Consider the following 25,583-nt stretch of genomic DNA (forward strand, 5'->3'; position numbering starts at 1 on the left):
TTGAATCATGCAGAATTGTCGAGGCCGCCCGTTGGGCGGACTTCGGAGATTCTGCCGAGGCGGACATCGCCGAGCCGCCGGCAGAGCACGTAGAACGGCGGCGTGAACACGAGGCCGAACACCGTCACGCCAAGCATCCCTGCGAACACCGAGACGCCGAGCACCTGGCGCAGCTCGGCGCCAGCGCCTTGCGCAAGCACGAGCGGCACGACGCCGAGAATGAAGGCGAGCGACGTCATGATGATCGGCCGCAGCCGCACACGGGCCGCCTCCGTGGCGGCCTCGGCGGGGCCGAGGCCCTCCTCCTCGCGCTGCCGGGCGAACTCGACGATCAGGATGGCGTTCTTGGCGGCGAGGCCGATCAGCACGACAAGGCCGATCTGAGCGAGGATGTTGAGATCCAACGCCATGACGAGCAGGCCGGTGACGGCGGCCAGCAGGCACATCGGCACGATCAGCATGACCGACAACGGCAGCGTCCAGCTCTCGTACTGCGCCGCCAGCAGCAGGAAGACGAAGACGATCGAGGCGGCGAAGACGATCAGCCCGGAGCTGCCGGCGAGCCGTTCCTGGAGGGCGATCTCCGTCCACTCGAAGCTGTAGCCTTCGGGCAGCACCTGCGCGGCGATCTGCTCCATGCGGTCGAGCGCCGTGCCGGTCGACGTGCCCGGCGCCGCCGCGCCCTGCACCTCGCCGGCCGCCGCGAGGTTGTAGCGCGGCACCCGATAGGGGCCGACCCGCTCCTCGAACGTGGCCACTGAGCTGAGCGGCACCATGGCGCCGGTTTCGCTCCGCGTCTTGAAGCCGGCGATGACGGCCGGATCCTGCCGGAACGCCCCGTCCGCCTGGGCCCGCACCTGGAAGGTGCGGCCGAGGAAATTGAAGTCGTTGACGTAGGACGAGCCGAGATAGACCTCGAGCGCCTCGAAGACGCGGCCGGCCGGCACGCCGAGCATCTCCGCCTTCACGCGGTCGATGTCGGCGAAGAGCTTCGGGGTCGTCGTGTTGAACGGCGTGAAGACGCGCGCCAGCTCCGGATGCCGCGCGGCGGCGTCCACGACCCCGGCGAGCACGGCCTCGAGGTCGGCCGGCGTCGTGCCGTTGCGGTCCTGGACCATCATCTTGAAGCCGCCGGCATTGCCCATGCCGCGCACCGAGGGCGGCTTGATCGGGATGAGGCGCGCCTCGGTGAGGTCGGCCGCCAGGCGCGGCACCTCCGCCATGACGGCCTCGAGGCTGCGATCGGCCGCCGCGCGCCGGGCGAAGGGTTCCAGGATGACGAAGGCCACGCCGCTGTTCGAGGCGGTGGTGAAGGTGGCGCCGTCCTGCCCGGCGACGGCGACGACGTGGGCGACGCCGTCCACCTCCATCAGGCGCTTGGACAGCTCCGTCACGATGGCCTCGGTGCGCGCCAGGGCCGCGCCCGGCGGCAGTTGCACCGAGGTGATGAAATAGCCCTGGTCCAGCTCGGGAATGAAGCCGCGCGGCACACGCTCGAGCTGATAGGCGGCGAGCGCCAGCAGGCCGGCGTAGGGAACGAGCGCGAGCGTGCCGAGGCGGAGCAGGCGCCGCGTCATCCCGCCATAGCCCAGCGACAGGCGGTCGAACGCCCCGTTGAACGCGGCGAAGCCGCGCTGCACCCAGCCGAACGGGCCGCGACGGCGGTGACCGTGCGGCTCGTGCGGCTTCAGCAGCAGCGCGCCGAGGGCGGGGCTCAGCGTCAGCGACACGAAGGCCGAGATCACCGTCGACGTCGCGATGACCACGGCGAACTGCCGGAAGAACTGGCCGGTGATGCCCGACACCATCGCCGCCGGAATGAACACCGCCGACAGCACCAGCGCGATGGCGATCAGCGCGCCGGAGATCTCGTCCATGGACCGGTGGGCCGCCTCCCGCGGTGTCAGGCCGCCGCGCAGATGCCGCTCGATATTCTCGACCACGACGATGGCATCGTCGACGACGATGCCGATGGCCAAGACGAGGCCGAGCAGGGACAGGTTGTTCAACGAATAGCCGAGCGCCGCCATCACCGCGAACGTGCCGATGAGCGAGATCGGGATGGCGAGAATGGGAATGATGGCCGCCCGCCACGTCTGCAGGAACAGGATGACGACCACGACCACGAGGACCACCGCCTCGGCGAGGGTCTTGTAGACCTCCTTCACCGACTCTTCGATGAACAGCGTCGGATTGAAGGGAATGTCGTAGGCGACGCCGGCCGGCAGGCGCTCGGCGAGGCGGCGCATCTCCTCGGCCACGCGTTCGGCGGTGTCGAGGGCGTTGGAGCCCGGCTGCTGGAACACCTGGATCGGTTGGGACGGCCGGCCGTCGAAATTGGCTCCGGCGCGATAGCTCTGGGCCGTCAGCTCGACGCGGGCGACGTCGCGCACCCGCGTGACCCGGCCGTCCGTGTCGGTGCGCACGATGATGTTCTCGAACTGCGCCGGCTCCGACAGGCGCCCCAGGGCCTCCACGTTGAGCTGGAAGGCGCCGGTCGTCGGCACCGGCGGCTGGTTCACCACGCCAGCGGCGACCTGCACGTTCTGGGCGCGCAGCGCCGCCACGACGTCGCCCGCCGTCAGGTTGCGGGCGGCGACGCGGTCGGGATCGAGCCAGACGACCATCGCATAGTCGCGTGTGGCCGGCATGCGCACGTCCCCGACGCCGGGCACGCGCAGCAGCGCGTCGCGGATCCTGAGTGTCGCGTAGTTGGCGAGATAGAGCTGGTCACGCGAGTTGTCGGGCGAGAACAGCTGGACGACCAGCAGGATGTCCGGCGACGTCTTGCGCACGGTCACGCCGAGGCGGCGCACGTCCTCGGGCAGGCGCGGCTCGGCGATGGCTACCCGGTTCTGCACGAGCACTTGGGCGTCGTCGATATTGGTGCCGAGCGCAAAGGTGACGGTGATCGAGAGCTGGCCGTCTCCGGTCGCCTGCGAGGACATGTAGAGCATGCTCTCGACGCCGTTGATCTCCTGCTCGATGGGCGTCGCCACCGTATGGCTGACGACCTCCGCCGACGCGCCCGGATATTGCGCGTTGACCACGACCGTGGGCGGCGCGATCTGCGGATATTGGGCGAGCGGCAGGGTGACGTAGCCGGCGAGGCCGATCAGCACGATGAGGATCGACATCACGGCCGCGAAGATCGGCCGGTCGATGCAGACATGGGCGAGGCGCATCGGATCGGCCTTCAGTCGGCCTGGCCGGCGCCGAGCGCGGCCGAGCGCGGTTCGAGCTCGGCCTCCTGCACCGTCACCTTCTGTCCGGGCCGCGCCCGCAGCAGGCCGCTCACGATGATGCGGTCATCCGGTCCGATGCCGCCACGAACGATGCGCATTCCCCCGGCGTGGCGCGGCCCGAGATCCACCTTGGCGGACCGGACCGTCCCGTCGGCGGCGACGGTGAGCACCGCACGCTCCGCCTGGTCGGTGATGAGCGCCGTCTCCGGCACCAGGGTCGCCTCGTAGGCGCCCGAGAACGGCAGGCGGACGCGACCGAACTGCCCCGGCGTGAGCCCCCTGGGGTTCGCGATGACGGCGCGGACGCGGATGGTGCCCGCCCCGGCCTCGAGGCGGTTGTCGACGAAGTTGATCGTGCCCTTGTGCGGCCAGTCGCGGTCAGCCTGCCCGCGCAGGTCGACCGGGATCGGCCGCCCGTGCAGCACCGGGACCGCACCGCTGTCGGCCGCCTGCCGATAGGCGAGCAGATCCTGCTCGCTCATGTCGAACACGAAGTAGAGCGGATCGAGCGCGACGAGCGTGGTCAGCATGGCGCCGTCGCTCACCAGCGCGCCGATATCCAGGCGGCGATTGGAGATCCGGCCGGCGAAGGGCGCGCGCACCTCGGTGAAGCCGAGATCGATCTCGGCACGCGACACGGCGGCCTTCGCCAGCGCATGGGCAGCGTCGGCCGCCTTCTTCTGCTGGCGGCGCTGGTCGAGGGTCGCCTGGGAGGCGGCATGGGACGCGACGAGCCGTTGGGCGCGGTCGAGCTCGAGGTCGGCGAGCTCGATCTGCGCGGCTGCGCCGGCAAGCTGGGCGCGGGCTTCCTCCAGCACCGCGCGGTAAGGACGTGGGTCGATGGTGAAGAGCAGCTGGCCCTTCTCGACAACCGCACCGTCGGCGAAGGCGATGGACGCGAGATGGCCGGCCGCGCGCGCGCGGATCTCGACAGTGGCGCTGGGCTCGAAGCGGCCGGCGAACTCGCGCCGCTCGACGATTTCACGCGTCTCGGGGCGTGCGACCTTGACGGTGGGAGGCGCCGCCGGGCCGGCCTGCGCATGCGCCTGCGGCGGCATGGCAGCCGGCGTCAGCCGGACGGCGCCGGTCGCTGCCGCGGCTGCGGCGAGAAGGAGCGCGCTCCCTGCCAGGAGACGAATGGGACGAGGCATGGGCGAGCTTCCGTCGTTGCGGCGCCGACGGCCGCCGGGGTCTCGGGCGGCTCCAAGGAGGCCGCGATGATGGCGACGAGAGATTGGGGTAGGCGAGGCCGGCCGGCGTCACGATGGGCTGTGGGACGCCAGAGCCGACCTCGCCTTCCGCCACTGCACGGCAGGGTGGGGGCGTTTGCCGGCGCAGCAACGGATCCGAACGTCGATCGGGGCCGTAGCGCCTGGAGCGATTCGCGCTTGGGTGGACTCACCCAATCGCAAGAAGCGCTCCAGAATCAAAGAGTTGAACCGCTTCTACCCGAGGGAGCGTCGCCCGATCGGGACATCCTCCCGGCTCGATCCGTGTCACGTGGTGTTGTCCCCGCTCATCGAGCTTGTCGTCTTGGCCGCCGTCGTACGTCGGCACGCAGGCGAGTGCTTGGTGCATCCCGCAGCGGGACCCACCGAACGGCACCATACGGGTCAAATGTCGCCAATATTCCGCGTCCGGCCGTGGGATTTGTATCGAAGTGTCACACGGCCGGCTCTCGGCACGATTTGTTACACTTCATGTCCGCAGGCGTGCCGGGCTCGTCGTTTCGAGTGGGCGGGCAGGACATCCACCGCTGCCGTACCCTTCCATGGGAGGGCTATCGAATGCACACATATCGACGGCGCAGGTTCTGCCAGCGTCGCGGCGGTGGGAGCGTCCCCCCACCAGTCCCTTCCGCTTCGCACGGGACGGCCTCCCCGCAAGGGGGGGCCTGTCGTTTTGCCGGCTCGCTTACTCTCCCAACGCTGCAAGCAAATGCTCCTCCCCCCACGAAGTGGTGGGTAGGGTGGGGGGTGGTCCAACCGCTTCTGCCCTCGCAGGATGAAAGCTTACCATCATGGCTCAGCCGCTGGCGGCAGTCACAGGCGCGGCTGCGTCACGCCCCCCAGGTCAATGCAGATGTGCTTCCTCCTGGGCGCGCACTTGCGGCGAAGGGGCCGCGTCGCGCATCGCGCTTGGCAACTGAGCGTCGGGCTTGTCGGGGGGCGACGTCCTGTTCAGCAGGGCCGCCACCTCGGCCAGCACCTTCTGGACCGCGCTCGCTTTGACCGGGCCGTAGCCGCGGATCTCCATGGGCGCCCGGGCCAGCGCCAGCAATGCTTGTGGCGGCTCGGCGCGCAGACGGGCGAGCATCGTGTCGATCAGCCCTTCGTACCAATCGATCAGCGCGCGCTCCATGCGCCGCTCGGCGGTGTAGCCGAAGACGTCGAACGCCGTGCCGCGCAGCGTCTTCAGACGCGCGAGCAGCCGGAAGGGCAGCTGGATCCAGGGGCCGAACGCACGCTTGCGCGGCCGGCCCCGGGCGTCCCGCCCGAGCGGCAGCAGCGGCGGCGCCAGATGATAGTGGACCTTGTAGGGCCCGTCGAACCGGCGGCGCAGCTCGTCCAGGAAGCCGGTCTCCATGTGCAGGCGGGCCACCTCGTACTCGTCCTTGTAGGACATCAGCTTGAATAGGGATCGCGCCACGGCCTCGGTCAGCACCTCGGACCGGTAAGGCCGCTCCGCGTCGCGCACCTGCTGGATCCGCTCGCGGAAACGCGCTGCCCACGCTGCATCCTGATAGGCGGTGAGGAAGTCCACGCGACGGGCGATCAGCCCGTCCAGCGTCTCGGCCGGCGGTACCGCCTCGGGGGCCGGTGCCGCGAACTCCGGCCTTGCCTGGGCCAGACGGCCGGCCGCGAAGGCCTCGCGATTCTTTTCCACCTGCACGCCGTTGAGCTCGATCGCCCGCATCAAGGCATCCAGCGAGACCGGCACCAGTCCCGACTGCCAGGCGAAACCCAGCATGATCATGTTGGCGAAGACCGTGTCGGCGAAGAGCCTTTCCGCCAGCTCGTTGGCGTTGAACGTCGCGAGGTTGGCTTCGCCGACGACGCGGCCAATGGCCCTGAGGCGGGCGCCGGCGGCCAGGTCGGCATCGCGCGAGCGCACCACGTCGCCCGTCGGCATCTCGGCGGTGTTCACGATGGCGCGCGTGCCGCGCCTGTAGGCGGTCGAGGCCTTTGGCGACGATGACACGACGAGATCGCAGCCGATGAGCGCGTCCGCAGCACCCTGGTCGATCCGCACCTGGTGGATCGCCTCGGGCTCTGCGCCCAGCCGGACATAGCTCAGCACCGGCCCGAATTTTTGGGCAAAGCCCGTGAAGTCGAGCACCGACGCGCCGTTGCCCTCCAGATGCGCCGCCATGGTGATTAGCGAGCCCACCGTGATCACCCCGGTGCCGCCCACGCCGGTGACGAGCAGGTCATAGGCGCTCTCGAGCGTCGGCAGCACCGGCTGGGGAAGCTGCGTCGCCAGCGCCGCAAGATCCCTCGCCACAGCCGTATTGCGCCGGCGCGTCGCGCCCTCGACGGTGACGAAGCTGGGGCAGAACCCGTTCAGGCAGGAAAAATCCTTGTTGCAGCTCGACAGGTTGATCTGGCGCTTGCGGCCGTAGGGCGTCTCCTTCGGCTCTACGCTCAGGCAGTTCGATTCGACCGAGCAATCGCCGCAGCCTTCGCAGACGAGATCGTTGATGAAGGCGAAGCGCTTGGGGTCCTCCAGGGTGCCGCGCTTGCGCCGCCGCCGCTTCTCGGTGGCGCAGGTCTGCTCGTAGATCAGGACGGACACGCCGGGCACTTCGCGCAGCTCGCGCTGCACGGGATCCAGGTCGCGCCGATGGCTGATCGTCACGCCGCGCGGGAAGTCCGACGCCATGAACTTGCTGGGGTCGTCTGAGACGAGCGCGATACGCTCGACGCCCTCCGCGCGCATCGAATGGGCGATGGCCTGCACGCTGATCGGCCCATCGAGCGGCTGACCGCCGGTCATCGCTACCGCGTCGTTGTAGAGGATCTTGTAGGTGATGTTGGTCTTGGCGGCGACCGCCTGGCGGATCGCCAGGGAGCCCGAGTGGTAGTAGGTGCCGTCGCCGAGATTCTGGAAGATGTGGTCGCGGCCGGTGAAGAGTGACGAGGCGACCCAGTTGACCCCTTCGCCGCCCATCTGGATCAGCGACGTGGTTTCGCGGTCCATCCAGGTCGCCATGACGTGGCAGCCGATGCCGGCGAGCGCCTTCGATCCCTCCGGCACCTTGGTCGAGGTGTTGTGCGGGCAGCCGGAGCAAAAGTAGGGCGTGCGGGTCGCACCCGGAACCTGGATCAGCCGGTCGGCGTCGGGCGCGAGCGCCGCGGCTTTGTCCGACAGGCCAAGCCCCGGGAACATCGCATCCAGCCGTTTGGCCACGACGGGCGCCAGCAGCCGCGGCGTCAGCTCCCCGGTCCAGGGGATGAGCCGATGGCCCTCCTCGTCACGCTTGCCGACCATGGCGCGCGGCTTGTGGCCCGGATAGTCGTAAAAGTATTCCTTGAGCTGGCTTTCGATGATGCCGCGCTTCTCCTCGATCACCAGGACTTCATGCTTCTCCTTGACGAAGTCCAGCGCGTCGCGGCGCGCCAGCGGCCACACCATGCCCACCTTGTAGATGTCGATGCCGATGCGCCGGCACGCCGCCTCGTCGAGGCCGAGCAGCCGCAGCGCCTCCATCAGATCGAGATGGGCCTTGCCGGTGGTGACGATGCCATAGGTCGCCCCCGGCACGACGTAGACGTGCCGGTCGATCGGGTTGGCGTCGGCGAAGGCGAGGACCGCATGCTTCTTCGCCTCCATCCGCTCCTCGATCTGCGGGCCCGGCAGATCGGGCCAGCGATAGTGCAGGCCGCCCGGGGGCACGTGGAAATCGGGGATCTGAAAGACGCGCGGCGCCGGCAGCTCGACCGAGGCCCCGGCTTCTACCGTCTCCGAGATGGCCTTGAAGCCGACCCACATGCCTGAAAAGCGGGACAAGGCGTAGCCGTACTCGGCGAAGGTGAGATACTCGGCGACCGAGGCCGGGTTCAGCGTGGGCATGAACCAGGCCATGAAGGCCACATCGGACTGGTGGGGCATCGACGAGGACACGCAGCCGTGGTCGTCGCCCGCCACCACGAGCACGCCGCCGTGCGGCGACGAGCCGTAGGCGTTGCCGTGCTTCAAGGCATCGCCGGCGCGGTCGACGCCGGGCCCTTTGCCGTACCAGAGGCCGAATACGCCCTCCACCTCACGGTCCGGGTTGGTCTCGACCTGCTGCGAGCCCAGCACGGCCGTCGCGGCCAGATCCTCGTTGACCGCCGGCAGGAAGGCGACGCGATGCTGGTCGAGCAGGGCCTTGGCGCGCCAGAGCTCGAGGTCGACGCCGGCGAGCGGCGAGCCGCGATAGCCCGAGACGAAGCCCGCCGTCTGCTGGCCGGCCGCACGGTCGCGCCGCGCCTGATCGAGCACCGCGCGCACCAGCGCCTGGGTGCCCGTTAGGAAGACGCGGCCGCGGTCCTTCGTGTAGCGGTCTTCGAGCGTGTAGCCCATGTCGGGCGTTCGTCTGAGGATCTGGAGCATCGCTCCCTCCCTCTGCGTCGTCCCAACGGATAATACGCCCGCGCCGCTGGATAATTTCTCCAGAATGTCCAATTCTGGGTTTAGCTTCGGTAGGTACTTCCGCCGAATTCCTCCCCAGTGGAATAATTGGCCAACGCCGGAGGGAGAGCTCGATGGACCTCAGCGAGGCCGACAAGCGCGTGCTCCGGCTCCTCCAGGAGGACGCCAGGATCTCCAATCAGGAGCTTGCCGAGCGGGCCGGCCTCTCCGCGTCCGCCTGCTGGCGCCGGGTCAAGGCGCTGGAGGACGCCGGCGTCATCGCGGCCTATCCGGCGCTGCTCGACGCGGAGAAGGCGGGTCTCAGCTTTGCCGCCATCGTGCATGTGACCTTGGTTCGCCACGAAAGCGCGCCGGTCTCGGGCTTCATCGCCCGCATCGTCGAGCGACCGGAGGTGCTGGAGTGCTTCGCCACGACCGGCGAGGCGGACTATCACCTGCGCGTGGTCTGCCGGGACAAGGACGCCTACAACGTGTTCCTCGAAGAGTTCCTGTTCCGGCTCCCCGGCATCGCGCACGTGCGCACCAACCTGGTGCTCAAGGTCATCAAGCACCAGAGCCAGCTTCCGATCTGAATCAGGCGTGCTCGAGGGTGAGGTGGCGGGAGCGGACCTCCTCGGCGGCGAGCAGCGCCTCGCCGCTGCCCTCCCAGACGATGGTGCCGCCGTCGAGGATCTGGAAGCGGTCGGCCACCGCCATGCACGTCTCCAGGCTCTGCTCCACCAGCAGCATGCTCAGGCCCGCGGCCTTCAGCTCGCGCAGGATCTCGACCAGTTGCGCCACGATCACCGGCGCGAGCCCCTCGGTCGGCTCGTCGAGCAGCAGCAGCCGCGGGCCGGTGACCAGCGCGCGGCCGATGGCGAGCATCTGCTGCTCGCCGCCCGACAACTTGCCGCCCGGCGTCCGCCGGCGGGCGGCCAGGGCGGGAAACATCGTCCAGATGCGCTCGACGCCCCAGGGCGAATTGCGCTTGGCGGCAAGCTTCAGGTTCTCCTCGACGGTCAGCGCGCCGAAGATGCCGCGGTTCTCGGGCACCAGTGCGAGACCGCGCTGCGCGATCGTGTAGGACGGCAGGCCGAGGATCGGCTCGCCGGCGAAGCGCAGCTCGCCTTCGGTACGGCTGAGCAGGCCCATGAGCGCGCGCATAGTCGTCGTTTTGCCGGCTCCATTGCGGCCCAGCAGCGCCAGCAGCTCGCCCTCCCCGATCGAGAGGTCAACGCCCTGGAGGATATGGCTCTTGCCGTACCAGCCGTTGAGGCCGCGGACATGGAGCAGCGGATCGGTGCTCATGCCGCGCTTCCCAGATAGGCCGTCCTTACGGCCGGGTCGTTGCGCACCCGCTCGGGCGAGCCCTCGGCGATCTTGGCCCCCTGGGCCATGACCGTGACGCGGTCGGAGATGCTGAGCACGACGCTCATGTTGTGCTCGATGAGCAGCACGGCCATGGCCTCGCGCAGCCTGACGATGAGCTCCTTGGTGCGGTGCACGTCGTCGATGCCCATGCCGGCGAGCGGCTCGTCGAGGCAGATGAGCTGGGGCTGGCCGGCGAGCGCCATGCCGATCTCCAGGGAGCGCTGGGCGCCGTGCGACAGGTCGCCGGCCCGCGTGCCGGCCCGGTCGCCGATGCCGACCCGATCGAGGATTTCCTGGACCTCGCCGGCGATATCCGACCGCTCCGGAGCCCGCCAGAACACCCAGCCCTCGCCCTCGTGGCGCGCTTGTACGGCGAGACGGACGTTCTCCGCCACGGTCAGCGCCGGATAGAGGTTGGTGACCTGGAACGAGCGGGCCATGCCGTAGCGGACCCGGCGGTGCGCCGGGGCGCGCGTGACGTCGTGGCTGGCGAACATGATGCGCCCGGAGTTGGGGCGCCGCACGCCGGTCAGCGCGTTGAACAGCGTCGTCTTGCCGGCGCCGTTGGGGCCGATCAGGGCATGGATGGTGCGAGGCTCGACGGCGATCGAGACCCCGGCGAGGGCCTGGAAGTCGCCGAAGCGCACGCCGATGTCGTCAGCCTCGAGAAGATACTCAGCCATGGCCGGCGTTCCTGTCGGCGCGCCCGGTGACGAGCCGCCCGATGCTCCACAGCCCGCCCGGCAGGAACAGCACGATGGCGATCAGCAGCAGCGCGATGAGCGCCAGCCAGCGCGCCCAGATCTCGGAGAGCGCCTCCGAGACCAAGGTGTAGAACGCCGAGCCGGCGAGCGCGCCGGCGGGCGAGCCGACGCCGCCGATGATCGACATGATGAGCAGGCGCTGGCTCATCTCCAGCTCGATGTCGCTCGGCGGGACGAAGCCGAGGAAGATGGCGTGCAGGCCGCCCGCCAGGCCCGCGATGGCGCCGGCGAGGGCGAAGGCGACGAGCTTGTAGCGGGCGACCGGATAGCCCAGCGCCTCCGAGCGGCCCTCGTTCTCGCGGATCGCGGCGAGCACGCTGCCGAGCGGCGAGGCGATCAGGCGCTGCACCAGCAGGAAGGCGATCAGGAAGGCCGCAGTGGTCAGGACATAGAACGACAGCGGGCTCTGGATCGGCAGGCCGAGCACCGTGAAGGCGCGCGGCAGGCCGGTCAGCCCGTTCTCGCCCCCGGTCACGCCCTTGAAGGCGAGCATGGCGAAGTAGCCCATCTGGGCGAAGGCCAGCGTCAGCATGACGAAGTAGACGCCGCGCCGCCGCACGATCAGGGCGCCGAGCACCAGGGCCAGGAGGGCGCCGGCGAGCATCGCCACGACCAGGCCCGCCAGCGGGCCCACCTGGTGGTCGCGCAGCAGGATGGCGCAGGCGTAGGCGCCGAGGCCGACGAAGAGCCCCTGGCCGAACGACAGCAGCCCCACGGCGCCGAGCAGCAGCGTGACCGACAGTGTTCCCGTGGCGAAGATGACGATCTGCGTCGCCAGCGTCGTGTGCATCACGAACGGCATGACGACGAGGGCGGCGATGACCAGCAGCGTGGCGATGTTGGGAAAGCGTGCAGCCATGGTCAGAAGCGCCCGAACAGGCCGGTGGGGCGCACGAGCAGCACCAGCGCCATGGCGGCATAGATCATCAGCTGCGCCCCCTCCGGCCAGAGCGTGCTCATGATCGACTGGACCAGGCCGATCAGCAGCCCGCCGACGAGGGCGCCGGTGAGGGTGCCGAGGCCGCCGACCACGACGACGACGAAGGCGATGCCCAGCGCCTCCGTGCTCATGAACGGCTCTGCGCCGCGCAGCGGCGCGGCCAGCACGCCGGCGAGCCCGGCGAGCGCCCCGCCCAGCGCGAAGGCCGCCATGAACACCCGGTCCACGTTGATGCCGAGCAGCCCCACCATCTCCGCGTTCTCCGAGCCCGCCCGCAGCGTGGCGCCGAACTTGGTGCGCTCCACCACGAGCCAGAGCACGACGGCGACGATCGCCGCGGCGGCCACCACCGCGAGCCGGTAGGCAGGATAGACGTAGGGGCCCAGGAACACGATGCCGGAGAGCGAGGCCGGCACCGGCACGCTCTTGGCCAGCGGATCGAAGATGAGGATCACGATCTCCTGGAACAGCAGCGCCACGGCGAAGGTGATGAGGATCTGCGCCTCGTGCGGCATGGCGTAGGTATGGCGCAGCAGCAGCCGCTCGATGACGAGCGCCAGGACGGCGATGGCGAGAGGCCCGACGAGGAGCGCCCACCAGATGCTGCCGAAGGCGAGCGAGATGGCGTAGGCGATGTAGGCGGCCGCCAGGTAGAACGCCCCATGGGCGAAGTTGACGAACCGCATCAGCCCGAAGATCAGCGTCAGGCCGACCGACAGGAGGAAGTAGATCATCCCGATGCCAAGCCCGTTCAGGACCTGGAAGAGCAGCAGCTGGGTCGACATCAGGCTGAGTGATCTCGCTGGTGCATGGAAAGCGATCGTCAGGATTGATCCGATGGCCCCAGGGCGTCATGGCCGGGCTTGAGCCGGCCATCCATCGTTCAATCAAACGAATCCGACGGGCCTGGCTGCGCGTCGTGTTCCTGAGTGGATGGACGGCCGGGTCAAGCCCGGCCATGACGCCGGAGGAGCTGTCGCGCCTCGCCCTATTCCCCGCAGAGGGAGGCGCCCATCAGCTCATCGTGCAGCCGGTCTTGTCCGGCGGCAGGAAGGCCTTGGTCGCGGTGATCACCTCGGCGAAGTCGTTCTTGTCCTTCATGGCGCTCTTCGCCTTGCCGAGCATGAGGTAATAATCCTTGAGCACCTGATGGTCCTGCGGCCGGACCGTCTCGGTGCCGGTCGGCCCCTCGTAGCTCAGGCCCTCCAGCGCGCCGATGATCTTGGGCACGTCGGTGGAGCCCGCCTTGTTGATGCCCTCGATCAGCACCTGGGCGACTGCATAGCCGCAGGCGTGCAGGTAGTTGGGCACGTCGCCGGTCTTCTGCTTGACGACCTCGGCCACCTTTCGGCCGCCGGGCGTGTCGACGCCGTGCCAGAAGTTGCAGCCGAAGTAGACGCCGTCGCAGTTCTCCGGCCCGAGCGCCTGGTACTGGTCGAGGCCGGTCGACCACACCGCCAGGATCTTGGTGTTGCGCTTCATGCCATAGCTGACCGCCTGGCGGATGACGTCGACGGTCTGGTTGCCGAAGTTGCAGATGGCGAGCACGTCGGGCTGGGCGGACAGCGCGGTCGCTATATAGCCGGAGTATTCCCGGTCAGACAGCGAGTGGTAGCTGTTGCCGACGTGCTGGATGCCCTTCTCCTGGAACACCTGCTTGCAATTGCTGAGCAGGCTGTCACCGAACACGTACTGGCCGGTGATGGTGTACCAGCGCTTGGCGTCCGGGAACTTGTCGATGAGCGGGCGAACGGTGGAGTTGACGGCGCTGTAGCAGGCGACCGGCCAGCGGAACGACGATTTGTTGCAGTCCTTGCCGGTGACCTCGTCGGCGCCCGCCTCGTTGACATAGATGCCGCCGCGGGCGTGCACCTCCTTCTGCACGGCGAGCGCAATGGCCGAGTTGGTGCAGCCGATGACGTGCTTGATGCCGCGCTGGGTCATCGCCTCCTGCACCTTGCGCACCGCTTCGCCGGCGTCGCCCCGGTCGTCGAGCAGCACGTAATTGAGCTTGTTGCCGCCAGCCGAGCCGTAGGCCTCGACCGCCCACTTGCTGCCGTCGTTCAGCGCCGAGCCGACATTGGCGAAGGTGCCGGAGAGAGAATAGACCGCCGCCACGTCGAGCGCGCTCTGCGCGTTGGCGCGGCGGATGAGCGGCGGCGCCGCCAGCACGGCCGCAGCCGCTGAGGCGCCGGTCAGGAAGCGTCGGCGTTCGATCATCTGTTCACCCCTCTCCCACATTGTTCTCTGTTGTCATGGTCGTCGTGTCGTCAGGCGCCACCCTCGGCCGCCGCCGCGGCGGCTCGGGCGCGCTTGTCGAGCCACCAGCCCCACGAGCTCGGCCAGCGGGCGAAATCCGGATCCTGCCCCAGCGCCCGCGCCGCGTGCAGCGGCCAATGGGGGTTGTTCAGCGCCTCCCGGCCGATGGCGACGAGATCGGCGCGGCCGTCGCGCACCACCGTGTCGGCGAACGCCGGCGTGGTGATGAGCCCGACGGCAATGGTCGGCACCTGCGCCTCGGCACGGATGCGGGCGGCGAAGGGCACCTGATAGCCCTCCGGCCGCCGGACCATCCTGGTCGTCGTGCGTTCGCCCAGGCCGCCGGAGGAGCAGTCGATGACGTCGACGCCGGCCTGCGCCAGCAGGCGGGACAGGGCGACGGATTCGTCCAATGTCCAGCCGCCGGGTTGGTCGTCGACGCAGGAGAGGCGCACCAGCAGCGGCCGCTCGGACGGCCAGGCGCTGCGCACCGCCTCCACCACCTGGAGCAGCAAGCGCACGCGGCCGGCGAAGTCGCCGCCCCAGTCGTCGTTGCGCTGGTTCGACAGCGGCGAGAGGAAGGTGTGGATCAGGTAGCCGTGGGCGGCGTGGATATCCAGCACCTGGAAGCCGGCGCGCGCGGCGCGCACTGCCGCGCGAGCGTAGGCCTCGACGAGGCGGGCGATGTCGTCGGCGGTGAGGGCCGCAGGCACGTGCCAGCCGGGATTGGCGGGCAGCGCGCTCGGCGCGAGCGTCGTCCACGGCGGGTCGCCGCGCGCGGCCGCCGCCGCATCCAGCGGCGCATAGCCCTGCCACGGGCGCGAGACGCTGCCCTTGCGCCCGGCGTGGATGAGCTGGGTCCCGGGCACCGCGCCGAAGCCGGCCATCTCCTCGACGATGGCGGCGAGCGGGCCGATCTGATCGTCGCTCCACAGCCCGAGATCGGCCGAGGTGACCCGCCCTTCCGGCGACACGGCCAGCGCCTCGGTGATGACCAGCCCGGCGCCGCCCAGGGCAAGCCGGCCGTAGTGCTGCCGGTGAAACGCCGTGGGCAGGCCGTCGGCTCCGGCCGCGTACTGCTGCATCGGCGACACGACGACGCGATTGGCGAGCGTGACGCCCCTGAGCCTCAGCGGGGAGAACAAGTGCGGCGCATCGCTCATGCGGCAAGCCCCATGCGGTCGCGAAGCCAGGCCCAGCCGACGCCCAGCGCGATGGCCGGCCGCCGCAGCCCGTGCCAGGCAATGGGCGAGATCGGCGTCAGCGGCAGCGGCGGACGCTCGCCTCGCAACGCCAGGCCCGCGAGCCAGCGGCCCATCACGGTGGCCATGGCCACGCCGCGGCCGTTGTAGCCGAGGCCGATGAACAGCCCCGGTTCCGGCTCGTGCACGTGGGGGATGCCATCCAGGGTGAGGGACACCTGGCCGGACCACTGATAGGCGATGGCGGCCCCGCGCACCTCCGGGAAGGTGCGATGCATGGCGGCGACCAGCGCGTCGGTGAACAGCTGCTGCTCGGCGTCGCCGACTGCGCCGCGCCCGCCGAACACCAGGCGCCCGTCCGGCGACTGCCGGAAGTAGAAGGCGAGGCGCCGCGTCTCGGAGCAGCAGATGCCGCCCGGCATGATCGACTGCCGGAGCTCGGCCGGCAGCGGCTCGGTGGCGATCAGCGCGCTCTGCACCGCCAGAACCGTCTGCGCCAGGCCGGGGACGAGCGCGTCGGTGTAGCCGTCGGTGCCGACGATGAGCGATTTCGCGGTGAGGTTGCCGGATGCGGTCGTGATCTGCCAGCCGTCGGCCCCGCGGCGGAGGCCGGTGACCGGCGCGCCCTGGCGGATCGCAGTCCCCTGCCCCTGCGCGGCCCGCGCCAGGCCACGCACGTAGGCGAGCGGATTGACGATGCCGGCCCGCCGATCGATCCAGCCGCCGACATAGGCGCGCGCCCCGGTGAGCCGCGCGACGGCATCGGCATCCAGCAGTTCCACCGGCGCCCCCAGCGCCATCCACTCGCGGGCGCGGGCCTGCACGCGCGCCAGCGCCGTCTGCGAAGGAGCCGCCTGCAGCCAGCCGCCACGCTGCGGCGCGCACTGGATGGCATGGCGCGCGATCAGCTCGAACACCAGGTCGGCAGCGCTACCGGCGGCCTCGGCCAGGGCGCTGCCGGCCGCGTCGCCGAACATGCTCCGCAGCTCGGAGGGGTCATACTTGAGGCCGGGGATGACCTGGCCGCCGTTGCGACCCGAGGCGCCCCAGCCGATCTGGCGCGCCTCGAAGAGCGCCACCGAAGCGCCGGCCTCCGCCGCCGCCAGCGCGGCCGAGCAGCCGGTGATGCCGCCGCCGACCACGGCCACATCGACGGCGCCGGCGAGCGGCGAGGCATCGGCGCCGAGCGCCGGCTCGGCCGCCGTGGCCGACCAGAGCGAGCGCTCGAAACTTGCGGCGGACGAGGACACGGCCGGCTATTCCGCTGCGATCTTGTGCTGCGACCAGGCGTCCGCCGCGCCGGGCGAGATGATGCCGTCCTCCAGGTCGCGCCGGATCTTCTCGAGCGGCCGCGCGGCAGGGTCGCCGTAGCCGCCGCCCCCGCCCACCGCCAAGGTGACGATGTCGCCCTTTTCCAGGTCGATGGCGTCCTTGGACTTGAGGCTGATGGTGCGGCCCTGGCGCAGCACCTCGCAGAAGCCGGTCTGGCCGCTGCGGCCGCCGAACAGCCCGTCCGGCGGACGACGGAAGCGGTCGGAATAGAGCGACAGCCGCACGCCGTCGGTCAGGATCTCGTAGCGGCGCACGAAACCGAGCCCGCCCCTGGCGGCGCCGGCGCCGCAGCTGTCGGCCCGCATGGCGTACTCGACGACGCGGAAGAACGGGAAATCCTGGTCGAGCGCTTCGACCGGCGTGTTCGAGCAGTTCGACAGCGGGCTGTCGACCGCATCGCAGCCGTCCGCGTCGACGGCCGCGCCCGAGCCGCCACCAAAAATCTCCAGGTAGACCGACCAGCCACCCGGCCCCAGGCGTGAGAGCACGCCGACGGTCGTGGTGTCGTAGCCGCAGGCGATGACCTTGTCCGGCACCGCCTGGGCCAGCGCCTTCATCACCGCGTTCCAGGCACGGAAGCACGCCTCCATGCGGGCCCGGACCGGCGCGGGGTGGTGCGGGTTGAGCAGGCAGCCCTTGGGGGCCGTCACCGTGATCGGGCGCGCCGCGCCGGCGTTGAAGGGGATGTCCGGGCTGGTCAGCGCCGCCTTCACGCAGGACAGCGCCGCGGAGACGGTCGCGGCGAAGGGCGCGTTCAGGTTGCGGCGCACCTGCGGGGCCGTGCCGGCAAAATCGATGGCGATGGCGTCGCCCTCGACCGTCACGGTGGCCCGCACCGGCAGCGGCGTCTCCGACAGGCCATCATCGTCCACCGCATCCTCGCCGACGTAGACGCCCGGCGGAATCTGGCCGATGGCGGCGCGCATGCGCGCCTCGGAATAGTCGAGCAGCATGCCCATCACGGCGGTCAGCTTCTCGGCCCCGTAGCGCTGGGCGAGCTCGACGATGCGCGCAGCACCGATGGCGTTCGCCGCGATCTGGGCGTCGAAGTCGCCCATGGTCTGGTGCGGCACGCGCACGTTGGCCCTGAGCAGGCGCTCGAAGGAGCCGCCATGCCAGTCCCGCGCCATGTTGAGCTTGATCGGCGGGATGATCAGCCCTTCCGAATAGACGTCCACCGCCGCGGTGTTGAGGCCGGGATCGCCGCCGGAGATATCGAGGTGATGGGCGACCGATGCGGAAAAGCCGAGCACCCGCCCCTCGAAGAAGATCGGGTGGAAGAAGAACACGTCCTGGAGGTGCTGGCCGCCGGAGTAGGGATCGTTGATGACGAAGAAGTCGCCCTCCTCCAGCGTGTCGGCCGGATAGCGGGCGGCGCACGGCTGGAACACCCGGCCGATGGTGCCGAGCTGCATGGGGATGAGCTCGGCCTGGGCGATGGTGTTGCCGTCGGCGTCGAGCAACGCCGCCGAGCCGTCCCGCGCCTCGCGCAGCACGGTGGAGTAGGCGGAGCGGACCAGCTTGGCGCCCATCTCGCGCGCCGCCGCGATCAGGGACTGGCTGATGATGGCGTAGTCGACGGGATCTATTGTCATGGGGATCGTCTTCCCGATGCCGCTCAGGCGCTGATGCGCTGCATGATGATGTTGCCGGCTTCGTCCCGCCGGGCCCGCCAGGCCGGCGGCACCCAGAGCGTGGAGCTGTAGCCTTCGACCAGGGTCGGCCCGTCGATCGCGGTCGAGGGATCGAGGGACGCGGCATCGACCAGCCGCGCCTTCACGGCGCCCTGTGCCGTCCAGATCTCCGTCTCGCCGGCGTGCGGCACGCGGGCCGGGCGCTCGCGGAACTCGGGCAGCGCATCCAGCGGGCGGCGGACGCCGAAGCGCAGGCCGACGATCTCGACGCGCCGGCCCGGCTCGCCGCCATGGAAATAGATGCGCCGGTGGGCGGCGGCGAAGTCGTCGGCGAGGTCCGATGGCCGCAGGCCGGCCAGACGGCCGGGATCGATCTCGACCGGGATCTCGAAGGCCTGCCCGACGAAGCGCATGTCCGCCGTCAGGTCGAAGGCGAGCTCGCCGTCGAGGCCGAGGCTGCGGAACTCGGTTTCCGCCTGGCTGCGGAAGCGGGCGAACTCCTCACGCAGCAGGCCGGGCGCCTCCTCGCCCAGGGGAGAGCGTCGCGTGACGCCGGCCACCCGCACGTAGTCGGCCGACAGCAGCCCGAGCGCCGAGATGACGCCGGGATTGGGCGGCACCAGGATCTCGGCGATGCCCAGCTCCTCGGCGATCTCGGCCGCCAGCAGTGGCCCTGCGCCGCCGAAGGGCAGCAGCGCGTAGTCGCGCGGATCGCGCCCCCGTTCGGTCGATACCAGTTGCACGGCCCGCACGATGTTGGCGACGGCAAGCCGGATGGCCGCCGCCGCCGCTTCGCGCACGCTGACGCCGAGCTTGCCCGCCACCTCTTCGAAGGCGGCGTGGGCGCGCTCGACGTCGAGCTTCATGGTGCCGCCGAGGAAAGCGTCGGCCCGGATGGTGCCGCGGATCAGATGAGCATCGGTGACGGTCGGCTGGGTGCCACCACGGCCGTAGCAGGCGGGACCGGGCGAGGCGCCGGCGCTGCGCGGACCGACGCGGAGCATGCCGCCGTCGTCGATCCACACCAGCGAGCCGCCGCCGGCGCCGACGGTCACGATATCGAGCACCGGCGTGCGGATCGGCAGGCCGTCGACCTCAGTCTCCGGCGCGATGGCCGGGGCCCCGTCCACCACGAGGCAGACGTCGGTGGAGGTTCCGCCCATGTCGAAGGTGATCAGGTTGCGGCGCGCCGAACGCTCCGCCTGGCGAATGGCGCCGACGACGCCGGCCGCGGGGCCGCTGAACAGCGCGGTGATGGAGTTGCGCCGCATGGCGACCGCGGGCAGGCGGCCGCCGTTGGACTGCATGACGGAAAAACCGCCCTTGAAGCCGGCATTCGCCAGCGTCGCCTCGAAGCGATCGAGATAGCCGTCGATCACCGGCTGCACGTAGGCCGACAGCACCGTCGTCGAGGCGCGCTCGAACTCGCGGAACTCCTGCGCCACCTCGTGCGAGCAGGCGATGCGCAGGTGCGGCAGGGCGGCGCCGATCAGCGCCTTCAGCCGCAGCTCGTGCGCCGGCGCGATGTAGGCGGACAGGAGGCAGATCGCCAGCGCCTGGTAGCCGCCCTCGGCGAGCTGCGGGATGAGGGTGGCACGCACCTCCGCCTCGTCGAGCGGCAGGATCACCTCCCCCGCTCCGTCCACCCGCTCCGACACCTCGAAGCAGTCCTTGCGGCGCACCGGCGGCGCCGGCTTGGCGTACCTGAGATCGTAGATGTTGCGGCGATCGTGGCGCTGGAAGAAGAGGATGTCGCGGAAGCCCCGCGTGGTCAAAAAGGCGATTGGCGCGCCCTTGCGCTCCAGAATCGCGTTCGTGGCCACGGTCGAGCCGTGCACCAGATCGGTCACGCCGGCGGCGGCGATGCCGGCCGCCTCGAGCGAGCCGAAGGCGCCGATCTCCGGTGCCGCGGGCGTGCTCGGCACCTTCACCACCTCGACCCGGCCGCCGTCGACGGCCACCAAGTCCGTGAACGTGCCTCCCACTTCGATCCCGACGCGCATTCAAGTCTCCACATCGTTGTGGACTCGATCATAGGCATCTGTAGGATCAAATTGCAATTAGGCTAAAACTATGAGCAAAGAATTTTAGCACGGCTGCCAATCACGACGGCAGCGCCGGGACCCCGAGCCGATGGCGAAACAAGCGCGCATAGCCCCCGACGCAACGGCGCCCGAGCGGCCGGACGACATGGGCCGCAAGCTCCGGATGCGCCGGCTGATCAAAGGGCTATCGTTGCAGGAGGTGGCCGAGCAGGCGGAGATCTCGGTCGGCCTGCTCAGCCAGATCGAGCGCGGCGTCACCACGCCCTCGCTGAAATCCTTGCGCCAAATTTGTGCGGCGCTGGCCATGCCCATCGGCTGGCTGTTCGACCTGGCGGAGGGCGAGCACGACGACGTGGTCGTGCGGTCCTCCGCCCGCCGCGCCATGGATCTCGGCCCCAAGGGGATGCGCAAGGAACTGCTGTCGCCGGATGCGGTGCCCGGCATCCAGATGATCCGCATCGTCATCCGCCCGGGCGGCGCCTCGGGCGAGCCCTACAACAACCCGGCCGGCACCAAGTGCGGCACGGTGCTCGCCGGCACGCTGGGCCTCGAGGTGGACGGGACGGAATATATTCTGGAGACGGGCGACTCGTTCGCCTTCTCGGCGACCCAGATGCACCGCTTCTGGTGCGTGGGCGATCAGACGGTCGACCTGATCTGGGTGGTCACGCCGGCGATCTATTGAGCCAGCGCCCTGATGCGGCCGTCGCGGCGGCCACTAACTTGAAAGCGTAACCCGAGCGGGACCGCCCCGCCACAGCGTCGCCGCGGGGTGAGGGAGGAGCCTCACTTGCCAAGCTTTCAGAACTTGGCAGGCGGCCTGCCCAACGGCCTCCCCCTGTGTGGGGAGGCTGTCGAGAGCATGTCCTCGGACATGCTCCTGTTTTTGAATCAGGAACGCGCAGCGCCCTTGGGCGAAGCGGAAGCGACTGGTGGGGGTCGGCTCGGCTCCAACCACCTCGACGACAGCAGAACAGCCCCTGTCCAGCCGAGCGCGACCGCCGCCGCGTCCGCCGCACTCCCAGCGCGCGAGGCGTGCTTCGCGCCAGCGCGCCGTGAGGCGTCCGGCTTACTTGGCCTGCACGTCGAGCACGGCCTGGGCCATGAGCTCGTCCATGGTGCGGCGGATCTGATGGTCGGACTGAGCTACGCCGGCGGCATCGAAATCCTTGCGCACCTTCCGGAACACGTCGTCGTCCCCGGCTTCCTCGAAATCGGCCATGACCACCGCCTTGGCGTATTCGGCGGCCTCGGTGCCGGTCTTGCCGAGCTTCTGTGCGGCCCACTCACCGAGCATCCGGTTGCGGCGCGCCATCGCCTTGAACCGCAGTTCCTCGTCCAGAGCGAACTTGCGCTCGAAGCCCTCCTCGCGCTTGTCGAACGTCGTCATGGCACCGCCTTCTCCCTCTGTGTTCGGCATCGAGCGATATAGAGGCCGGCGCCGATGAAGACCAGTGTGGTCGCGCCGATTGGTCGCTCCGATTGTGGTCGCCCGGCTTCGGCGGCCGCAGTCCGGTACCCATCGTCGCGGCCGGGGTGAATCGGGTGCCCCCACACCCCACATTGTGCTTCGCCCCCCGATCAGCTAGGTTGCTCGTGCGGGTGGCCTAGCCGCCGAAAGCCCGCTAGCCGCGGACTTGACCTCTAAGGAACCACGGCAACCCATGGATTTCCTGAAAACACGGTATACGCCGATGAACCGTCGCCGTCGTATCTACGAAGGCAAGGCGAAAGTGCTCTATGAGGGCCCCGAGCCAGGCACGTTGATCCAACACTTCAAGGACGATGCTACCGCCTTCAATGCCAAGAAGCATGAGGTCATCGACGGCAAAGGCGTCCTCAACAACCGCATCTCCGAATATGTCTTTCAGAACCTGAACGACATCGGCGTGCCGACGCACTTCATCAAGCGGCTCAACATGCGCGAACAGCTGATTCGCGAGGTCGAGATCATCCCGCTCGAGGTGGTGGTGCGCAACGTCGCGGCGGGCTCGCTGTCGCAGCGCCTCGGCATCGAGGAGGGCACGCAGCTGCCCCGCTCGATCATCGAGTTCTACTACAAGAACGACGCCCTGAACGATCCGATGGTCTCGGAAGAGCACATCACGGCGTTCGGCTGGGCGAACCCGCAGGAAATCGACGACATCATGGCGCTCGCCATCCGCGTCAACGACTTCCTGTCCGGCCTGTTCCTGGGCGCCGGCATCCGCCTCGTGGACTTCAAGATGGAGACCGGGCGGCTCTGGGAAGGTGACATGATGCGCATCGTCGTCGCCGACGAGATCTCGCCGGATTCCTGCCGCCTGTGGGACATCAAGTCCTCCGACAAGCTCGACAAGGACCGCTTCCGCCGCGATCTCGGCGGGCTGATCGAGGCCTATTCGGAGGTGGCGCGCCGCCTCGGCATCCTCGGCGAGAACGAGAACCCGGCCGCCGGCGGCCCCAGGCTGGTTCAGCCTTAACAGCCGTCGGGCACCGTCGCGTCTGCAAGGCCCGGCTGTGCCGGGCCTTTTTCGTTGCGCCGCCCGGCGCCCGCCGTTCACGTCGGCGTCAGCGGCACCGTGACAGGGGCCTTTCGGCTTTCGGCCGGCCCGGGTGATGCGTATAGAGCTATCGACACCGGCGCCGTCTCGACACCTCCGATCCTTGCGCCGACAGCGGGCAAGCGATGTTTCGACGCCTCTATGACTGGGTGCTGAGCCTGGCAGGCAAGCCGGGCGCCACGTGGGCGCTGGCCGCCGTCTCGTTCGCCGAGAGCTCGTTCTTCCCCATCCCGCCAGACATCATGCTGGTGCCGATGGCGCTGTCGCGGCCCGACAAGGCCTGGTTCTATGCCGCCGTCTGCACCGTCGCCTCGGTCCTCGGCGGCCTGCTCGGCTATGCGATCGGCGCATTGCTGTTCGATTCCCTGGGCCATTGGCTCATCCAGGCGTATGGGCTATCCGACAGCATGGAGGCGTTCCGGCATTCCTACGCGGAATACGGACACTGGATCATCCTGATCAAGGGCGTGACGCCGATCCCGTACAAGCTGGTGACCATCGCCTCCGGCTTCGCCGGCTACAGCCTGTTCTGGTTCGTCGTGCTGTCGCTGATCACCCGGGGCATCCGCTTCGCCTTGGTCGCCGGCGCGATGCACTACTTTGCCGAGCCGATCCGGCGGCTGTTGGAACGGCATTTCGGCCTCGTCATCGGGCTCGTGCTGGGCTTCGTGGTGGTCGGCTTCGGGCTCGCCAAGCTCGCGTTTTGAGGATCGTCGTCGCGTGAGCACGCCTTTGGACATCCCCCGGACCGCAGCCATGCTGGTGGGCGCAGGGGCTGTCGCGACCATCGCCGCCGTGTTCGTGTTTCAGTATGGGCTGGGCTACCAGCCATGCCAGCTCTGCTACTATCAGCGCCTCCCTTACTACATAGGTATTCCGCTGGCGCTTATCGGCGCCGGTCTGCCCCAGACGAGTTCGCGGGCGCGCAAGGTCGCGCTCGTGCTGCTGGCGCTGGTCTTCCTGGTGAGCACGGGCCTCGGCATCCACCACGCCGGCGTGGAGTGGAAGTGGTGGGCCGGCCCGGCGGGCTGCTCCGGCGCGCTCGACCAGGCCGGCTCCGTCAACGATTTCATGAAGCAGCTCAACAATCTGCGCGTGGTGAGCTGCACCGACGCCGCCTGGCGCTTCCTCGGCCTGTCGATGGCGGGCTGGAACGCGGTGGTGTCGCTCATTCTGGCCGCCGTCGCCTGGTTCGGCGCGAGCCGCTCGGTGCCCCCGCAGGGCCGGCCACGGTGACAGCCTTCTGGCGGACGACCGCCCCTGCACGACCCATGAGCGTCATGCGCACCGCCGGCACCGGGGCGATGGTGGTCATGCTCGGGCCGATCAGCCTGTCGCTCTATACGCCGGCATTGCCGGCCATGGTGCACGCCTTCGACACCACGCCGGCCGCGATCAAGCTCACCCTGACGGTGTATTTCTGCGGCTTCGCCTTCGCCCAGCTCGTCTGCGGCCCGCTGTCGGACGCCTACGGCCGCCGGCCGGTCGGCGTGGGGTTCTTCGCCATCTACCTGCTCGGCAGCATCGTCGCCGCCTGCTCTCCGACCCTCGACTGGCTGCTCGCCGGCCGCGCGCTGCAGGGCATCGGCGCCGCCGCCGGCATCGCTACCTCCCGCGCCATGGTGCGCGACCAGTACTCGGGCCAGCAGTCGGCCCGCATCATGAACCTGATCGGCATCATGCTGGCGGTCGGCCCCGCCATCTCGCCCTCGCTCGGCGGCCTCATCCTGGCGACCGTCGGCTGGCAGTCGATCTTCTTCCTGATGGTGCTCTACGGCCTCGTCGTGATGATCCTGGTCGGCTTCCTGACGCCGGAGACCAACCGCCACATGAACCGGGCGCTGGCCAGGCCCCGCCACGTCATCGCCAGCTACCGCACGCTGCTCGGCGACCGGCGATTCCTGGGCGCCTCGCTGCTCATGGCGATCTCGCCGGGCGGCCTCTACACGCTGGCCGCCATGCTGCCCTTCGTCATGATCGAGCGGGTGGGGCTGACGCCGACCCAGTTCGGCCTCGGCATGCTGGCGCAGACCGGCTCGTACATGACCGGGGCGACCATCGCCGGCATCATGCTGCGACGCGTCGACGCCATGCGCCTCATCCCCCTCGGCCTGGCCATGGTCGCGATCGCGGGCCTCGGCTTCGGCATCGGGCTGCACATCTGGCCGCCGTCGTTCGTCAGCGTGATGGGGCCTGTGGCGCTGTGGGCCTTCGGCAACGCCTTCATCATGCCCGGCACCGCGGCGGGCGCGCTGGCCCCCTTCCCGCATATCGCCGGGGCAGCGTCCGCCCTGACCGGCTTCATGCAGATCGGCGGCGGGCTGGTGGGCACCGCCGTGGCGGCGCTGCTGTTCACCGACCCGTTCGAGGCGCTCACCATCATCATGGCGGTGATGGCGGCCGTCGCCGTCGTCGTCTATTTCACGCTGGTGCGCGGCCCGGACCAGGCCGCCGGGCTCGACCCGGCCATCGAGCCGGAGGATATCGAGGTGGCCGTCGACCCCGTCGGCATCGTCGGCGCCGGCGGAGCCGAGATCGAAACGGTCACCGCCGCCCGCCAGGCCCGCCGCGCCTGAGCCGCTTTGCCGTCGTTGCCGTTGCCGGCCGGGCCGAGAGCGGGTAATGCGGAACGATT

General features: G+C 69.6%; 19 protein-coding genes. 6 read left to right on the forward strand and 13 right to left on the reverse strand.

Annotation, left to right across the window (positions count from 1 at the left end; translation table 11 throughout):
• Positions 1-5: 5 nt before the first annotated feature.
• From ACZ5PO_RS03430 to ACZ5PO_RS03440, 3 genes are all read right to left on the reverse strand, one after another.
• Positions 6-3,185: an efflux RND transporter permease subunit gene (locus ACZ5PO_RS03430; protein ID WP_464190276.1), complete on the reverse strand. Its 3,180-nt coding sequence runs from the start codon at positions 3,183-3,185 to the stop codon at positions 6-8.
• Between the two features lie 11 nt (positions 3,186-3,196).
• Positions 3,197-4,396, reverse strand: a complete 1,200-nt coding sequence (locus tag ACZ5PO_RS03435; protein ID WP_464190278.1) for an efflux RND transporter periplasmic adaptor subunit — start codon at positions 4,394-4,396, stop codon at positions 3,197-3,199.
• Between the two features lie 922 nt (positions 4,397-5,318).
• Entirely contained in the window at positions 5,319-8,840 is a 3,522-nt protein-coding gene (locus ACZ5PO_RS03440) for an indolepyruvate ferredoxin oxidoreductase family protein (protein WP_464190281.1), read from the reverse strand.
• A gap of 152 nt (positions 8,841-8,992) precedes the next feature.
• Between ACZ5PO_RS03440 and ACZ5PO_RS03445 the strand changes: the two genes are divergently transcribed.
• Positions 8,993-9,451, forward strand: a complete 459-nt coding sequence (locus ACZ5PO_RS03445; protein WP_464190283.1) for an Lrp/AsnC family transcriptional regulator — start codon at positions 8,993-8,995, stop codon at positions 9,449-9,451.
• A gap of 1 nt (position 9,452) precedes the next feature.
• Here ACZ5PO_RS03445 and ACZ5PO_RS03450 read toward each other — a convergent pair whose 3' ends face one another.
• The 9 genes from ACZ5PO_RS03450 to ACZ5PO_RS03490 form a co-directional block, all read right to left on the reverse strand.
• Positions 9,453-10,166 carry an ABC transporter ATP-binding protein gene (locus ACZ5PO_RS03450; RefSeq protein WP_464190285.1) on the reverse strand — a complete coding sequence of 238 codons (714 nt, stop codon included), beginning with the start codon at positions 10,164-10,166 and terminating at the stop codon, positions 9,453-9,455.
• On the reverse strand, positions 10,163-10,912 hold the full coding sequence (locus ACZ5PO_RS03455) for an ABC transporter ATP-binding protein (protein WP_464190287.1): 750 nt from the start codon (positions 10,910-10,912) through the stop codon (positions 10,163-10,165). The genes ACZ5PO_RS03450 and ACZ5PO_RS03455 overlap by 4 nt, the downstream gene beginning before the upstream one ends.
• A complete protein-coding gene (locus ACZ5PO_RS03460; protein WP_464190289.1) occupies positions 10,905-11,852 on the reverse strand; it encodes a branched-chain amino acid ABC transporter permease in 948 nt (315 codons plus the stop codon). The genes ACZ5PO_RS03455 and ACZ5PO_RS03460 overlap by 8 nt, the downstream gene beginning before the upstream one ends.
• Before the next feature lie 2 nt (positions 11,853-11,854).
• A complete protein-coding gene (locus tag ACZ5PO_RS03465) occupies positions 11,855-12,718 on the reverse strand; it encodes a branched-chain amino acid ABC transporter permease (protein WP_464190291.1) in 864 nt (287 codons plus the stop codon).
• 229 nt (positions 12,719-12,947) lie between these two features.
• Positions 12,948-14,153 carry an ABC transporter substrate-binding protein gene (locus ACZ5PO_RS03470; protein ID WP_464190294.1) on the reverse strand — a complete coding sequence of 402 codons (1,206 nt, stop codon included), beginning with the start codon at positions 14,151-14,153 and terminating at the stop codon, positions 12,948-12,950.
• 50 nt (positions 14,154-14,203) lie between these two features.
• Entirely contained in the window at positions 14,204-15,355 is a 1,152-nt protein-coding gene (locus tag ACZ5PO_RS03475; RefSeq protein WP_464190296.1) for an NADH:flavin oxidoreductase/NADH oxidase, read from the reverse strand.
• A complete protein-coding gene (locus ACZ5PO_RS03480) occupies positions 15,352-16,644 on the reverse strand; it encodes an NAD(P)/FAD-dependent oxidoreductase (RefSeq protein ID WP_464190298.1) in 1,293 nt (430 codons plus the stop codon). Before ACZ5PO_RS03480 ends, ACZ5PO_RS03475 begins: the two co-directional genes overlap by 4 nt.
• Positions 16,645-16,650: 6 nt before the next feature.
• Entirely contained in the window at positions 16,651-18,321 is a 1,671-nt protein-coding gene (locus ACZ5PO_RS03485) for a hydantoinase B/oxoprolinase family protein (protein ID WP_464190300.1), read from the reverse strand.
• Positions 18,322-18,344: 23 nt separating this feature from the next.
• Positions 18,345-20,363: a hydantoinase/oxoprolinase family protein gene (locus ACZ5PO_RS03490; protein ID WP_464190302.1), complete on the reverse strand. Its 2,019-nt coding sequence runs from the start codon at positions 20,361-20,363 to the stop codon at positions 18,345-18,347.
• A 130-nt stretch (positions 20,364-20,493) separates the two neighbouring features.
• Here ACZ5PO_RS03490 and ACZ5PO_RS03495 point away from each other — a divergent pair, with 130 nt between their 5' ends.
• Positions 20,494-21,090 (forward strand): helix-turn-helix domain-containing protein, encoded by a 597-nt coding sequence (locus tag ACZ5PO_RS03495; RefSeq protein ID WP_464190304.1) that lies wholly within the window; start codon positions 20,494-20,496, stop codon positions 21,088-21,090.
• A gap of 384 nt (positions 21,091-21,474) precedes the next feature.
• Here ACZ5PO_RS03495 and ACZ5PO_RS03500 read toward each other — a convergent pair whose 3' ends face one another.
• Entirely contained in the window at positions 21,475-21,795 is a 321-nt protein-coding gene (locus tag ACZ5PO_RS03500; protein WP_464190306.1) for a DUF1476 domain-containing protein, read from the reverse strand.
• A 274-nt stretch (positions 21,796-22,069) separates the two neighbouring features.
• Between ACZ5PO_RS03500 and purC the strand changes: the two genes are divergently transcribed.
• The 4 genes from purC to ACZ5PO_RS03520 all read left to right on the forward strand — a co-directional run bounded on the left by purC (position 22,070) and on the right by ACZ5PO_RS03520 (position 25,524).
• Positions 22,070-22,867, forward strand: coding sequence for a phosphoribosylaminoimidazolesuccinocarboxamide synthase (gene purC, locus ACZ5PO_RS03505; RefSeq protein WP_464190309.1), 798 nt, complete (start codon positions 22,070-22,072; stop codon positions 22,865-22,867).
• A 206-nt stretch (positions 22,868-23,073) separates the two neighbouring features.
• Entirely contained in the window at positions 23,074-23,655 is a 582-nt protein-coding gene (locus tag ACZ5PO_RS03510; RefSeq protein ID WP_464190311.1) for a YqaA family protein, read from the forward strand.
• A 13-nt stretch (positions 23,656-23,668) separates the two neighbouring features.
• Positions 23,669-24,184 carry a disulfide bond formation protein B gene (locus tag ACZ5PO_RS03515; RefSeq protein ID WP_464190314.1) on the forward strand — a complete coding sequence of 172 codons (516 nt, stop codon included), beginning with the start codon at positions 23,669-23,671 and terminating at the stop codon, positions 24,182-24,184.
• Between the two features lie 35 nt (positions 24,185-24,219).
• Positions 24,220-25,524 carry a multidrug effflux MFS transporter gene (locus ACZ5PO_RS03520; protein ID WP_464190316.1) on the forward strand — a complete coding sequence of 435 codons (1,305 nt, stop codon included), beginning with the start codon at positions 24,220-24,222 and terminating at the stop codon, positions 25,522-25,524.
• Positions 25,525-25,583: the final 59 nt, after the last annotated feature.

The sequence above is a fragment of the Chelatococcus sp. KU-N122 genome (assembly GCF_055391085.1).

What these genes read in the sequence shown, in the direction of transcription:
- ACZ5PO_RS03470 (WP_464190294.1), bottom strand. Translation starts at nt 14,153, where the DNA reads ATGATCGAACGCCGACGCTTCCTGACCGGCGCCTCAGCGGCTGCGGCC.
- ACZ5PO_RS03520 (WP_464190316.1), top strand. Translation starts at nt 24,220, where the DNA reads ATGAGCGTCATGCGCACCGCCGGCACCGGGGCGATGGTGGTCATGCTC.
- purC (WP_464190309.1), top strand. Translation starts at nt 22,070, where the DNA reads ATGGATTTCCTGAAAACACGGTATACGCCGATGAACCGTCGCCGTCGT.
- ACZ5PO_RS03440 (WP_464190281.1), bottom strand. Translation starts at nt 8,840, where the DNA reads ATGCTCCAGATCCTCAGACGAACGCCCGACATGGGCTACACGCTCGAA.
- ACZ5PO_RS03450 (WP_464190285.1), bottom strand. Translation starts at nt 10,166, where the DNA reads ATGAGCACCGATCCGCTGCTCCATGTCCGCGGCCTCAACGGCTGGTAC.
- ACZ5PO_RS03465 (WP_464190291.1), bottom strand. Translation starts at nt 12,718, where the DNA reads ATGTCGACCCAGCTGCTGCTCTTCCAGGTCCTGAACGGGCTTGGCATC.
- ACZ5PO_RS03490 (WP_464190302.1), bottom strand. Translation starts at nt 20,363, where the DNA reads ATGCGCGTCGGGATCGAAGTGGGAGGCACGTTCACGGACTTGGTGGCC.
- ACZ5PO_RS03430 (WP_464190276.1), bottom strand. Translation starts at nt 3,185, where the DNA reads ATGCGCCTCGCCCATGTCTGCATCGACCGGCCGATCTTCGCGGCCGTG.
- ACZ5PO_RS03435 (WP_464190278.1), bottom strand. Translation starts at nt 4,396, where the DNA reads ATGCCTCGTCCCATTCGTCTCCTGGCAGGGAGCGCGCTCCTTCTCGCC.
- ACZ5PO_RS03475 (WP_464190296.1), bottom strand. Translation starts at nt 15,355, where the DNA reads ATGAGCGATGCGCCGCACTTGTTCTCCCCGCTGAGGCTCAGGGGCGTC.
- ACZ5PO_RS03455 (WP_464190287.1), bottom strand. Translation starts at nt 10,912, where the DNA reads ATGGCTGAGTATCTTCTCGAGGCTGACGACATCGGCGTGCGCTTCGGC.
- ACZ5PO_RS03500 (WP_464190306.1), bottom strand. Translation starts at nt 21,795, where the DNA reads ATGACGACGTTCGACAAGCGCGAGGAGGGCTTCGAGCGCAAGTTCGCT.
- ACZ5PO_RS03485 (WP_464190300.1), bottom strand. Translation starts at nt 18,321, where the DNA reads ATGACAATAGATCCCGTCGACTACGCCATCATCAGCCAGTCCCTGATC.
- ACZ5PO_RS03460 (WP_464190289.1), bottom strand. Translation starts at nt 11,852, where the DNA reads ATGGCTGCACGCTTTCCCAACATCGCCACGCTGCTGGTCATCGCCGCC.
- ACZ5PO_RS03510 (WP_464190311.1), top strand. Translation starts at nt 23,074, where the DNA reads ATGTTTCGACGCCTCTATGACTGGGTGCTGAGCCTGGCAGGCAAGCCG.
- ACZ5PO_RS03495 (WP_464190304.1), top strand. Translation starts at nt 20,494, where the DNA reads ATGGCGAAACAAGCGCGCATAGCCCCCGACGCAACGGCGCCCGAGCGG.
- ACZ5PO_RS03445 (WP_464190283.1), top strand. Translation starts at nt 8,993, where the DNA reads ATGGACCTCAGCGAGGCCGACAAGCGCGTGCTCCGGCTCCTCCAGGAG.